Genomic DNA, 13,025 nt, shown 5'->3' on the forward strand with positions numbered 1-13,025 from the left:
GAGAATATAAAAGCCTGACGCGCGCGGCGTTTTGGGCCCATCATACTCTTGTGACAGCGGCAACTTGACCCTTGCCATGGCCAGTCGATAGGGCCATAAGCAAGAAAACCCGGTGGTTTCGGTCACCTGTGGCAATAATGGATCTGGAATAGGTCATGAAGAAATTTATTACGCAAGTTTTCACCTGGTGGAACGGCCAGACGCTCGGCACGCGGTTTCATACGTGGCGCAAGGGCGAGCGCGTCGGTGAGGACGAGTTCGGCAATATCTATTATCAGGGCGGCAAGGACTCCGAAGGTCGCACACGTCGCTGGGTAATCTTCAATGGCTATGCGGAAGCAAGTGCTATTCCTCCCGGCTGGCATGGTTGGATGCATCATCGCGTTGACACGCCGCCTACCAAGGAAGACTACAAGCCGCGCGACTGGCAGAAGCCGCATCTGCAGAACCTGACCGGTTCTCCGCTGGCGTATCGTCCGAAAGGCGCCATTGCTCGTCCGGGCACGGAACCTGCGGAACGTCCGCGCGTGACCGGCGAATACGATGCCTGGACACCGGGCAACTGATAATCGGTTTTGATTTTTGTCCGGCGCGTTCATCCGCGCCGGATTTATTATGTGTCCGCCTTTTGACGCTATAGCGGAAAAGGTTTGAGGATAGACGGCTCGCTTAAGACCAGCGGCAGCATTGCGGCTTGCGACTGGGCAACGAATCGTCACATTTCATGCTTAGGAATTGTTCCGGCTTAATTTAAACCCTTTGGATGCGGATCTCCGTTTTGACGAAGCAATCTCACGGCGCGGCTGGCAACGGAAAAAACCCGATAAAAAGGGCTGTTCAGGTTGCCTTGATTTCGCTCATTGCGACCACCAGCAGCTTTCAAGCAGCAATGGCCGAACGCATCACCAATCCGGTTGCTGAGTTCTCGGGTCTCGATAAAATCACCGGGCGTATCACGACGTTCGACGTCTATATCAATGAGACAGTTCAGTTCGGCGCCCTTCAGGTAACGCCGAAAGTTTGTTATTCGCGCACAGAGAACGAAGCACCACGCACCGACGGTTTCGTTGAAGTCGAAGAGATCACGCTTGACCGAAAGATTCGCCGTATTTTTACCGGCTGGATGTTCGCCGATAGTCCGGGTCTCAATGCTGTCGAGCATCCGATCTATGACGTCTGGCTGAAGGACTGCAAGCAGAAGTCGGAAGTCCCTCCGCCGGATCAGCGCAATTAACCGCAGCTATTTAGAAGCGCACGATTCCATCCAGCGCGTTTTCCAGCAGTTTCTCGTATTTTTTCCTTGGAACTTCCACAGCGCCGAATCTTTCGAGATGCGGTGTGGTGAACTGCGTGTCGAGCAGCACGAAGCCTTGCTTCACCAGATGCTGGACCAGATAGGCAAGGCAGACCTTTGACGCGTCCCGTTTTCGTGTGAACATGCTCTCGCCGAAAAAGGCACGCCCAAGCGTTACCCCATAAAGTCCACCAACGAGCTGTCCGTCATGCCAGGCTTCGACCGTGTGGCAATGTCCGATCTCGAACAGATTCTTATAGGCTTCGCGGATAGGTCCATTGATCCATGTGCGCGCGCGTTCACCTGTTCCGCTGGCACAACCTTCGATCACACCATCAAAATCGTTATCGAGCTTTATGTCAAAAATACCCTGGCGGATGGTCTTCTGGAGGCTTTTCGGCATGTGGAAGCCATCAAGGGGTATGACACCGCGCCTCTCGGGACGAACCCAGAAGACTTCGGGATCGTCGGCTTCTTCGGCCATGGGAAATATTCCCGTGGCATAGGCCCGCAGGAGTAGCTCCGGTTCGATTGAATAGTCGTCCGGGGATACTCCTGCGGTCACTGTCGTCAGGCGCTTTCGCTCTTGGTTTTCTTGGCCAGATACTTTTCAAGCCAATGAATGTCGTAATCGCCGTTAGCGATATCCTGATTGGCAATCAGGTCTTGGAAAAGCGGGAGGGTGGTTTTCACACCATCCACCACGAACTCGTCCAGCGCACGGCGCAGACGCATCATGCATTCGACGCGATTGCGACCATGCACAATCAGCTTGCCGATAAGGCTGTCGTAGTAAGGCGGAATACGATAGCCGGAGTAGACGCCCGAATCCACGCGGATGCCGAGGCCACCCGGCGTATGATAATGCGTGATCAGGCCCGGCGAAGGCGCAAAAGTCAGCGGGTCTTCAGCGTTGATACGGCATTCGATGGCATGGCCGGAGAAGCGGATATCCTTCTGCTTTACCGACAGGCCGAGGCCAGCTGCAACGCGAATCTGCTCGTGAACGAGATCGATACCCGTGATGGCTTCCGTAATCGGATGTTCCACCTGAAGACGCGTATTCATTTCGATGAAATAGAATTCGCCGTCTTCATAAAGGAACTCGATCGTTCCCGCACCGCGATAGCCCAGTTCCGCACAGGCGTTGGCGCAGACCATGCCGATCTTGTCGCGTGCTTCTGCATTGAGCGCCGGTGAATTGGCTTCTTCCCAAACCTTCTGGTGACGGCGCTGTAACGAGCAGTCGCGTTCGCCCAGATGGATTGCATTGCCGGCACCGTCGCCCATGACCTGAACTTCGATGTGGCGCGGCTTTTCGAGATATTTCTCGATATAGACCGCGTCGTCACCAAAGGCTGCACCAGCTTCGGTCCGCGCGGTTGCAAGTGCTACCGAAAGATCTTCTTCGGTGCGGGCAACCTTCATGCCGCGTCCGCCACCACCGGCAGACGCCTTGATGATGACCGGATAACCGATTTCCTTCGCGATGCGAGCGGCTTCGACGTCATCCGTCACACCGCCGTCAGAACCCGGAACAACCGGAATGCCGAGGCGCTTTGCAGTGCGCTTGGCTTCGATCTTGTCGCCCATGATGCGGATATGCGAAGCGGTGGGGCCAATGAAGGTGATGCCGTGCGCTTCAAGAATTTCCGCGAACTTGGCGTTCTCCGACAGGAAGCCATAACCCGGATGGATTGCGTCAGCGCCCGTGATCTCGCAAGCAGCAACGATCTGATGGATGTTCAGATAGCTGTCGCGCGATGGCGGCGGCCCGATGCAGACACTTTCGTCTGCCAGACGCACATGCATCGCGTCGGCGTCTGCCGTGGAGTGAACGGCGACGGTCTTGATGCCCAGTTCCTTACAAGCCCTGAGCACGCGAAGAGCGATTTCGCCACGATTGGCTATGAGTATCTTTTGAAACATTGCGCTTTGCTGCCCGTTCATTGAATAAGCCGTAATCTGTTGTCTTATTCGATTACGACGAGCGGCTCACCGAATTCAACCGGCTGAGCGTCTTCGATGAGAATGGCCTTGACCGTACCAGCCCGTGGGGCCGGAATCTGGTTCATGGTCTTCATGGCTTCGATGATGAGAAGCGTCTGACCTTCCTTCACCTGTGCGCCGATTTCGATGAAGTTGCGAGCACCCGGAGCCGGAGCGAGATAGGCAGTGCCAACCATCGGCGACGGAACGGCGTTCTTCGACAGATCGGCCTTGGTCGGTTCGGCGGCTGCAGCAGCTGGTGCGGCAGCAACAGCAACAGGGGCTGCGGCTGGCATAACGGTTGCTGCGGCCTGAACCGTGACCTTGCGCGAAACGCGGATACGCAGATCGCCATGTTCGACTTCGATATCGGTCAGGTCAGTTTCATTGAGAATGTCCGCCAGGTCGCGGATCGTTTCCTTGTCGATGACGGAATTTTTGCTGGACATATCAGGCCCCTTTAACGCTTTGCCCGTTGTTTTCTTCTTCTTTGGCAATTGCCGCAAGCGCGCGCAGACCGAGCAGATATCCTTCCGCGCCAAAGCCGCAAATAACGCCTTTGGCGACTGCGGATACATAGGAGTGATGCCGGAAAGCCTCACGCGCATGAATGTTCGAAAGATGCACTTCCACGACCGTTACCTTGGCCGAGCGGATTGCATCATGAATAGCAACCGAAGTGTGGCTGTAAGCGGCTGGATTGATGAGGACATAGGCGTTTTTGTCGCCAGCCTCCTGAATCCAGGTCACCAGATCGCCTTCGTAATTGGACTGACGGAAATCGACATCAAGTCCGAGTTGTTCGGCCTCACGCTTGCAGTCCGCCTCGATATTCTCGAGCGTTGCAACACCGTATATCCCCGGTTCTCGTTTGCCGAGAAGGTTGAGATTGGGGCCGTTCAAAACAAAAACCGTTTTTGCCATATCCGTCCGCGACTGATAACGCGTTACCGCGAAATTTCGGTACACTTCGCATTTCATATAGAGGGCTTGGACGCAAGCCGAAACCCTCTAAATCATTGCAGATGTTTTGCCGAACCGGTTTTTCCCGCTATTCTTTGCAAAATAAGCAGCCGATAAGGCAATTTCTCTTCACGCAACATAAACATTGGATGCCACGGCATAAACTGTTTCACAAAAGTGATCAGTCAAGCCATGGCCGATCAGCTTACTTTTTCGCTGCAGCGCGCGCTGCTGCGATTCTCTCAACCAGACCATCGACGCCGATTGCACCCGGAACCAGTTCATCGCCGATGATGTAGGATGGCGTGCCGGTAATGTTGAGCTGTTGCGCCAGCTGATAGGTCTGCTGGAAAGCGCCGGTGATAGCCGGATCTTTCATCTTTTCGCGCAGCTGTGCTTCATCAGCGCCGAGCTTTACGGCATCGGCGATGGCGGAATCTTCCGTTGCACGCTCCTGCGCGCCGAGCAGTACTTGGTGGAATTCAGCATATTTTTCCGGCATCAGCGCTCTGAATGCCTGTGCCACGATATGCGCCTTGGCTGAATCCGGACCAAGAATCGGGAATTCCTTCATGACAAAACGGACATTCTTATCGGTTTTCAGGATCGCTTCCATGTCGGGCAGTGCCCGCTTGCAATAACCGCAATTGTAATCGAAGAACTCGTAAACCGTCACGTCGCCGTCCGGATTGCCGAAGACTGCATCATGCTTGGGGTCATAAAGGGCGGCACGATTGGCAGTCAGCACCTGCTTGATCTGTTCCTGCGCCGCGTGTGCCTGCTTGGTTTCCAGCGCGCTTTGCACTTCCAGCATCAGTTCGGGATTCTGGATGAGATAGTTGCGCACGACGTTTTCAATGGCCTGCTGGTTCATCGCTGCCGGGGCTGCGGAAGCGGCAGGGCTTTCCACGGCAGCTGGAGCCTGACGGGCAGTGCCTGCATAATAACCCGCTGCAAGAGCTGCGATCCCCACGATGCCGCTGGCAACTGTTATGGAAACTATATTCTTCATTCCAAATTCCAATCTGTCTTTAATATCGCTATCAGGCGCCAACCGCCTTACTTGCTTTTCTTGGCATTAATGATGTCCTGCGCGCGAAGCCATTCGGGCGAACGGGGCTTCATCTGCTTTTGCGCGCGGATTGCGAAGATCTGGGCCTGCTGAAGCTTGCCAGAATAGTAGTTCATATCGGCAGTGGCGAGGTCGGCCAGCGCCATATCACCTTGCTGGCCATATGCTTGCGCCAGATAACCATATCCGCCCGGAAACTCCGGATCGGAAGCTATACCTGCCTTGATCTCCTTGATCGCAGTCGGCATGTTTGCCTTGGCACCGGTGAGCATGAGCGCACGCCCATAGCTCATGCGCAGCAACGGCGATTTGCGCGGATCGAGCGAAACCGCCTTCTGGAAAGCCTTTGCCGCTCCCGCGGCATCATTGGCTTTCAGCAAGACTTCGCCGCGCATTTCCTGGAAATACGGGTTCTTTGGCTGTTCCTTGATCAAGGCATCAAATTTCGGTAGCGCAGAGCGGGCAGAGCCGTTCAGGAATGTTGTTATGGCATTGCCATAGCGGGCAGGGAGCCCGCCGGGGTTGCTGCGGAACATGCGCTGCAGCGCGCCCATATTGCCCGAATAGGCGGCAATCTTCGCGCGCGCCATATCGTGGCGCATCTGCAAGGCCGGAGAATCGGTTTTGTTGAAGTACGGGCTTTTTCGTGCAAGCTCTTCCAGATTGGCAATTCGCTCACGTGGGAGAGGGTGGCTGATACGATATTGGTCGATCTGGGTGCCCGTAAGCGACAGGGCCGATGCGAAACGCTCGAACGTATCGAGCATGCCCTTGGTCGACTGACCGGTGGCATTGAGATAGTTCACGGCAAGACGATCGGCGGTCATTTCTTCCGTGCGCTGATAGTTGAGTACGCTGCGCATGGCTATTTCGCTTGAGCCCATAGCAATACCTGCGCCAGCGCCCGCGGCGTTGCCGCTGCCGCTCGCAGCGCCTGCAACGCCAGCGCCAACGCCAAGCAGCATACCAATGATCGCCATGTTGCGGGCGCGGCTGAGCTGTTCACGCAAACGCTCCTGATGCCCGCCTGCAAGGTGTCCCGATTCGTGTGCGATCACGCCAATGATTTCATTGGGCGTTTCCGCCTGCATGATTGCGCCTGTATTTATGAAAATACGCCGTCCATCAACGAAGGCGTTGAAGCTTTGCGAATTGACCAGAATAACGCGAACGCCGCGACCACCCAAACCTGCAGCCTTGAGGATTGGCGCAGCATAATCGGCAACAAGTGCCTCGATTTCCGCGTCCCGGACGATAGGCACACCACCACCACGCGACTGCGCGAATGCAGGGAGGGCACTGGTAACAGCTATGGACGTTGCGGCCACTACGGCGACCGAACGGCGAACCAAACTATGGAAAGAAAATCTCCTGGCTGGGAAAGGTGTAGTCATCGTCCCCATCGTGTTGTTCTTCCTTCTTCAAACCGGCGCGAATCTTATAGCCTTTGCATTCAATCATCGATAGGCAGGCGAGACATAATCTCCATCTCGGGATTTGGTCGTATTTTCTCGTAAAGTGCTGTTGCTTTACCAATCCGGCGATTATACGGCGGATGTAGAATGCGAAACTCGCAAGTTTCTGGAGGTAAAGTTGGTCACTCTTTCCAGCCGCAGTGCGGTCGAGCCCTTTCACGCTATGGACGTTTTGGCTGAGGCAAACCGTCGTCGCGCGGCCGGGCACCCGATTATTTCCATGGCGGTAGGCCAGCCTGCTGATCCGGCACCGGAAGTCGTTCGACAAGCCGCTGAACGTGCCTTGAAGGACGGTCGCATTGGTTACACTGACGCTCTGGGGCTGATTGAACTGAGAGAGGCCATTGCTGGGCATTATGCCGATCATTACGGTGTTTCGGTCTCACCGGAACGTGTTGCCGTCACGACTGGCTCGTCTGCTGCCTTCAATCTGGCCTTTGTGGTCTATTTCGATCCGGGCGACAGGGTTGCTATTACCCGTCCCGGCTACCCCGCCTATCGCAATATATTGACGGCGCTAGGCCTTGAGGTCGTGGAAATACCGACCGGCAATGGAACATCGGCGTCACTGACTGCTGAAGCGCTTGCTGCGGCACATGCCGAGAAGCCCTTGAAAGGGGTATTGTTTGCAAGCCCGGCCAATCCGACCGGCGCGGTCATCGACAAGCCGGAACTGAAAGCGATCATTGAAACTGCCCGTGATCTGGGTATCCGGGTCATTTCAGACGAAATCTATCATCGGCTTTCCTATGAAACGGACGATGTCACGGCGTTGGAGATTTCCGATGATGTGACGGTCATCAACTCGTTCTCCAAATATTACTGCATGACCGGCTGGCGTATTGGCTGGATGGTTCTGCCCGAAGACGATATCCGCGCAATCGAGCGACTGAGCCAGAGCCTTTATATCTCCGCACCGGAGCTTTCGCAGCGCGCTGCCATCGAAGCCTTCCATGCAACGGCGGAACTTGAGCGGGTAAAGGATCGCTATCGTCAGAACCGACTGATCCTGCGGGATCATCTTCCACGCATGGGTCTCAGCCTGGCTGCACCAATGGATGGCGCATTCTATGCCTATTGCGACGTTTCCCGTTTCACCAATGACAGTATGGAATTTGCTCGCCGCATGATTGCCGAAATCAATATAGCAGCAACACCGGGACGCGATTTCGATCCGCTGGATGGACATCGCACAATGCGTTTTTCCTACGCTGGCAAGATCGAGGAAATGGAAGAGGCTGTCCGTCGCCTTGAAGGCTGGCTGCCACAACAGAAAGCCTGAGCCGGTTCCGGTTTCTTCCAACCATTTACCAATATCGAAAGATAAAGAAAAACCGGCGTTTCCGCCGGTTTTTTCATTTCAATCATGAAACAGATCTCAGAAGAAACCCTTCTTCTGCCACCAGCCAGCACGCTTGGGCTTCTGGTCTTCGCTCTCGCTTGAAGTCACAACGGGCTCAGCGCTTTTCTGCGGCTCGGCAATCGTTGCTACTTCTGCCTCGACCGCTACCGTCTCTTCGACTTCGACAGCTGGCTTCGCAGCAGCTCTGCGGGTACGCCGCTTTGGCTTCTCCGCTTCTGCTTCTGGCTCCTCAGTGACCGCTACCGGTTCAGCAGGAGCTTCTTCGGCAACCTTCTTGCGGCTACGGGTCTTGCGCGCAGGCTTGGAGGGCTTTTCCTCCGCCTCCGCGACTACCACGTCCTCAGCCGCTTCTTCAGTCTTCGCAGACTTGCGAGCGCGGGGCTTGCGGGCAGTCTTGGCAGGCTTTTCCTCGGCTGTTGCTTCAATAGCCGGAACAGCAACTTCAGCCGCTTGTTCCACCGCTACCGATGCAACTGCTTCGACAACAGCTTCCTCGGCTTTAACCGGCAGAACCGGCGTGTAACCGACGAACTCCGGATCTGGAACCTTGCGTACACGCGGTTCGTCGTCGCGACGATTCTTGCGTCCGCCCCGGCGACCACGGCGACGCTTCTTGCGGCGATCTTCTTCGCTCAGCGAAGCATTCGAAGATGATTCCTGCGCGTCATCGGCGTCATCGTCTTCGTCGGAGGCATCTTCCGAAACGGAATCGGTCTTTGCAGCCTGTTCCGGGTTCTCGCGATCACGACCGCCGCGACGACGACGACGGCGGCGACGCTTGCGATCACCTTCGTCACTACGATCTTCGCGAGCCTGAACGTCAGCCGTCGCTTCTTCTTCGGCTTCGTCCTCATCGACCGGGATTTCCGGGTCTTCGATATCGTCTTCGATATAGGCCATCGGCTGAACCGGAGGCTGGGTGATAGGCCGTGTCGACGGCGCGCCCTTGTCGATAACGAAATGCTGATGGCCGACACTTTCGTCGGCGTCGATGCTGATGGCAACGCCGAAGCGGCCTTCCAGATCCGCCAGCAACTGACGCTTGTGGTTCAGCACATAAAGCGCCGAAGCCGCTGGCGTGCGAACATTGATGTCAAAGCCCGAATGACGTAGCAGATAATCTTCGATGCCGCGAATGATATGCAGCGCCATCGACGAATCCGAGCGGACATGGCCGGTGCCGCCGCAATGCTGGCACACCTGCATCGTGCTTTCCAGCACCGATGCGCGGATACGCTGGCGCGACATTTCCAGTAGGCCGAAATGCGAGATGCGGCCAACCTGAATGCGAGCGCGGTCGTCCTTCAGGCAATCCTTCATCTTCTTTTCGACAGCGCGATTGTTGCGCTTTTCTTCCATGTCGATGAAGTCGACGACGATCAGACCGGCAAGGTCGCGCAGACGCAGCTGGCGCGCCACTTCCTCGGCTGCTTCCAGATTGGTCTGGAGCGCGGTGTCTTCGATGGAATGTTCGCGCGTCGAGCGACCGGAGTTGACATCGATGGCAACCAGCGCTTCGGTCTGGTTGATGATCAGGTAGCCGCCCGATTTCAGCGTCACCTGCGGCAGCAGCATGCGGTCGAGCTGGGCTTCGACGCCGTTGCGTGTGAAAATCGGCACTTGTTCACGATAAGGCTGGACCACCTTGGCATGGCTCGGCATGAGCATGCGCATGAAGTCCTTGGCCTCGCGATAGCCGTTCTCGCCGGAAACGAGGATTTCTGTGATGTCCTTGTTATAAAGGTCGCGGATCGAGCGCTTGATCAGGCTGCCTTCTTCATAGACGAGGGAAGGTGCCGTCGACTGCAAGGTCAGCGTGCGGACATTTTCCCAAAGGCGCATCAGATATTCGTAGTCGCGCTTGACTTCCGCCTTGGTGCGATTGGCGCCAGCGGTACGCAGGATCACGCCCATGCCCTGCGGCACTTCGAGTTCCTTGACGATTTCCTTCAGGCGCTTGCGATCCTGCGGTTGGGTGATCTTGCGCGAAATGCCACCGCCACGCGCGGTGTTGGGCATCAGCACCGAATAACGACCGGCCAGCGAAAGATAGGTCGTGAGAGCAGCGCCCTTGTTGCCGCGCTCTTCCTTGACCACCTGCACCAGAAGAATCTGGCGACGCTTGATCACTTCCTGAATGTTGTACTGGCGGCGATTGGTACGGGCAGGCGTCGGAAGCTCCTCAAGTGCATCTTCCGAACCAACAGATTCGACCATGTCCTCTTCATGTTCGATGTCGTCCTCGTCGCCGTTATCGAGGGCTTCGGAGATCACATCGCTTTTCTGCGAAAGAGCCATGGCCGGTGTGCCGGGCACGTAATTCTCAAAAGCCGGGCCGACGGGCTCGGCTGCAGGCAATCCCTTGTCGGCTGCATTGGCTTGCGCGTCGCCATTCTGGCCGTCACGACGACCGCGACGACGGTTGCGGCGCGAACGATCGTTCCGGTCGCTGCGCTCGCTTCGTTCACTTTTGGCGCGCGGTTCGTCCTCATCGTCTTCGGCGCGTGCGGCCTTAGCTTCCGCTTCGAGCAGCGCAAGACGATCTGCTACCGGGATCTGGTAGTAGTCAGGGTGGATTTCCGAGAATGCGAGGAAGCCATGGCGATTGCCACCATATTCCACGAACGCAGCCTGAAGTGAAGGTTCGACGCGGGTAACGCGTGCGAGGTAGATATTGCCTTTCAGCTGCTTCTTGTGTTCCGACTCAAAGTCGAATTCTTCAATCTTGTTGCCCCGAGTGACGATAACCCGGGTCTCCTCCGGGTGGGAGGCATCTATAAGCATTTTGTTGGACATTATTGTCTTTCCTGCCGGCGCCAAGACGCAAAACGCGTGCGCCGGACGAAACCCTGAGGGCTGTCGTGCTCACTGCGTTGCATCTGCCGGATGGTTCTGGGTTCGTCGGAAAAAAAGCTGCTGCCTCCGCGCGCGACGGCCTCGTGGCGATCACGGTCTTCAGGCTTGCAGTGGTCAGTCTTGCTTGACCCATAGCTGTTCCGAACGAAACGACCTCATATATGACCCGGAAAAGCCGGGCCGACCTCTGTGCTCTTTTCGAGCATTGGCGACAGCGCGTAAAGATGCGCAGTCGGCCGATAGAAACGGAGGGCGGGGGAGCCACATCTCCGCTGAATTCTGTACTGGTTATCGGGGGCGACGAATGAATATGCCGCTGTTTTCACTATCATTCCTTGCGGTTCATTTTGAGAACCGGCAAACGATTCTGATAGTTCACCCAAAACCTTTCATAGCTTTTATGGCGTCGTTTGAACGATGACAAGTGCGAATATCATTTGACATTCGCATCGCAATTTCGCCGAAAGCTGAGTATAGGCCCTTTTCAAGGTCGAAATACGGCTGGAAATCCTTCCTTAACTGTAGTTTTGTACGAGTGTTTTAATGGGTATTCGGGCGAGATGGTGCAGGGGCAAACGTGCCGGTATCGCAATTATTGATACCAGTCATTCAATGATGTTCTTGATTGTGGCAGCCGATGCATTTTCGAAGCGCTGAAAACGCTATGACACGATTGGCGAGTTTGCGATGCCTTCTGGCATTGTTTGCTCTCTTGTCGATTTTGCTGTTGCAGGCTGTATCTGTTTCCGCTGCCGATCGCGTGACGTCTCCATTATCAGCACTGACTTTCCGGATGGCCGGCGACGATCTGCGAACGCGCATTGTTGTCATGTTCGATCAGGAGCCAAAGCTGTCGACCCTGCTTCTGGATAATCCACATCGTCTGGTTGTCGACCTGCCTGAGACGCGGTTTGGTTTTGATGAAAAAAGTCTCGAAGCCCGAGGACTGGTATCCCGAGTTCGTTACGGGCTGGTGGGCAAGGGTCGTTCACGCCTCATCCTGACATTACGCGGTCCGTTCAAGGTCGAGGATCTCCGTGTTCTGAAAAATGACAGCGCATCGGGCTATCGCCTTGTGGCCGATATCGTTGCGACTTCGGATCGCGAATTTGCAGATCAGCTCAAGGGGCACGAGGAAATAACAAGTTCCACGGATCGCAGTGAAAAGCCTGTTCAGGCCGCATCCCAGAGCACGCCCGCCACGCGTCCGTTTACCGTTATGATCGATCCTGGTCACGGCGGTATCGATAGCGGTGCAGAAAGCTTGAGCGGCATCAAGGAAAAAGACCTGACCCTCGCTTTCGGGCAGGAGCTCAGAGATCGTCTGGCGCAGGACAAGAATATCAAAGTTCTCATGACGCGTGATGACGACACTTATCTGAGACTTTCAGAACGCGTGCGAATTGCGCGCCAGCACGAAGCGGATTTGTTCATTTCCATCCACGCCGATACGATCAATCAGCATGATATTCGCGGTGCGACGGTCTACACAATTTCCGACAAGGCATCGGATTCCGTTGCGCGCGCCATGGCTGAGCGTGAGAACAAGTCTGACACCCTTGCAGGTGCGGCGCCTGAGGAGCAGCCCGAGGTCACCGACATTCTTCTCGATCTGACGAGACGCGAAACGCATACATTCTCGCTGAGCTTTGCCGAGAAGGTGATTCATTCGCTGCAAGGACAAGTGAATCTCATCAATAATCCGCATCGCTTTGCCGGTTTTCAGGTGCTGCGTGCGCCGGATGTGCCGTCCGTCTTGATCGAAATCGGATATTTGTCCAATGCCGAGGACGAAAAACTGATCAGCAATCCTGAATGGCGCAAGAAGCTTGCAGAGCGGCTGGCGATTGCGATCAGGGCTTTTGAAGCATTGAAGCATCCCGCAAGCGTGAGCAAAGGGTAGGGACCTGAAAAGTGGAGATGTCCCACTTGGAGTTACATGCACTTCAGCTTATAAGATGCATGCTTGCAACAGTTTTGTGGATTTTCGTCGTGCGGACGAAAGTGACCGCG

General features: G+C 55.6%; 12 protein-coding genes. 5 read left to right on the plus strand and 7 right to left on the minus strand.

Annotation, left to right across the window (positions count from 1 at the left end; all coding sequences use genetic code 11):
- Window positions 1–155: 155 nt before the first annotated feature.
- Window positions 156–566 carry an NADH:ubiquinone oxidoreductase subunit NDUFA12 gene (locus CES86_RS03260; RefSeq protein WP_010661260.1) on the plus strand — a complete coding sequence of 137 codons (411 nt, stop codon included), beginning with the start codon at window positions 156–158 and terminating at the stop codon, window positions 564–566.
- Between the two features lie 197 nt (window positions 567–763).
- Window positions 764–1,234: a DUF2155 domain-containing protein gene (locus CES86_RS03265; protein WP_010661261.1), complete on the plus strand. Its 471-nt coding sequence runs from the start codon at window positions 764–766 to the stop codon at window positions 1,232–1,234.
- Between the two features lie 10 nt (window positions 1,235–1,244).
- Here the strand turns inward: CES86_RS03265 and aat are convergent, their stop codons facing one another.
- The 6 genes from aat to CES86_RS03295 all read right to left on the minus strand — a co-directional run bounded on the left by aat (window position 1,245) and on the right by CES86_RS03295 (window position 6,721).
- Window positions 1,245–1,859, minus strand: a complete 615-nt coding sequence (gene aat / locus CES86_RS03270) for a leucyl/phenylalanyl-tRNA--protein transferase (RefSeq protein WP_012092150.1) — start codon at window positions 1,857–1,859, stop codon at window positions 1,245–1,247.
- A gap of 5 nt (window positions 1,860–1,864) precedes the next feature.
- Window positions 1,865–3,223, minus strand: coding sequence for an acetyl-CoA carboxylase biotin carboxylase subunit (gene accC, locus CES86_RS03275; RefSeq protein ID WP_010661263.1), 1,359 nt, complete (start codon window positions 3,221–3,223; stop codon window positions 1,865–1,867).
- Window positions 3,224–3,267: 44 nt separating this feature from the next.
- Window positions 3,268–3,732, minus strand: coding sequence for an acetyl-CoA carboxylase biotin carboxyl carrier protein (accB, locus tag CES86_RS03280; RefSeq protein WP_012092148.1), 465 nt, complete (start codon window positions 3,730–3,732; stop codon window positions 3,268–3,270).
- 1 nt (window position 3,733) lies between these two features.
- Entirely contained in the window at window positions 3,734–4,207 is a 474-nt protein-coding gene (gene aroQ / locus CES86_RS03285; protein WP_010661265.1) for a type II 3-dehydroquinate dehydratase, read from the minus strand.
- A gap of 244 nt (window positions 4,208–4,451) precedes the next feature.
- Window positions 4,452–5,258 (minus strand): DsbA family protein, encoded by an 807-nt coding sequence (locus tag CES86_RS03290; RefSeq protein WP_012092146.1) that lies wholly within the window; start codon window positions 5,256–5,258, stop codon window positions 4,452–4,454.
- 47 nt (window positions 5,259–5,305) lie between these two features.
- Window positions 5,306–6,721, minus strand: a complete 1,416-nt coding sequence (locus tag CES86_RS03295; protein WP_036586818.1) for a M48 family metalloprotease — start codon at window positions 6,719–6,721, stop codon at window positions 5,306–5,308.
- A gap of 190 nt (window positions 6,722–6,911) precedes the next feature.
- Between CES86_RS03295 and CES86_RS03300 the strand changes: the two genes are divergently transcribed.
- On the plus strand, window positions 6,912–8,075 hold the full coding sequence (locus tag CES86_RS03300; RefSeq protein ID WP_040129331.1) for a pyridoxal phosphate-dependent aminotransferase: 1,164 nt from the start codon (window positions 6,912–6,914) through the stop codon (window positions 8,073–8,075).
- Window positions 8,076–8,171: 96 nt separating this feature from the next.
- On the opposite strand, the gene CES86_RS03305 is transcribed toward CES86_RS03300, so the two are convergent.
- Window positions 8,172–10,952 (minus strand): Rne/Rng family ribonuclease, encoded by a 2,781-nt coding sequence (locus CES86_RS03305; RefSeq protein ID WP_094513710.1) that lies wholly within the window; start codon window positions 10,950–10,952, stop codon window positions 8,172–8,174.
- 2 nt (window positions 10,953–10,954) lie between these two features.
- On the opposite strand from CES86_RS03305, the gene CES86_RS03310 reads away from it, so the two are divergent.
- The gene (locus tag CES86_RS03310; protein WP_010661270.1) at window positions 10,955–11,140 is read left to right on the plus strand and encodes a hypothetical protein; all 186 of its coding nucleotides are present in this window, start codon (window positions 10,955–10,957) and stop codon (window positions 11,138–11,140) included.
- A gap of 509 nt (window positions 11,141–11,649) precedes the next feature.
- Entirely contained in the window at window positions 11,650–12,915 is a 1,266-nt protein-coding gene (locus CES86_RS03315) for an N-acetylmuramoyl-L-alanine amidase (RefSeq protein WP_373418761.1), read from the plus strand.
- Window positions 12,916–13,025: the final 110 nt, after the last annotated feature.

The sequence above is a fragment of the Brucella lupini genome, from assembly GCF_002252535.1.
Taxonomy (GTDB): domain Bacteria; phylum Pseudomonadota; class Alphaproteobacteria; order Rhizobiales; family Rhizobiaceae; genus Brucella; species Brucella anthropi.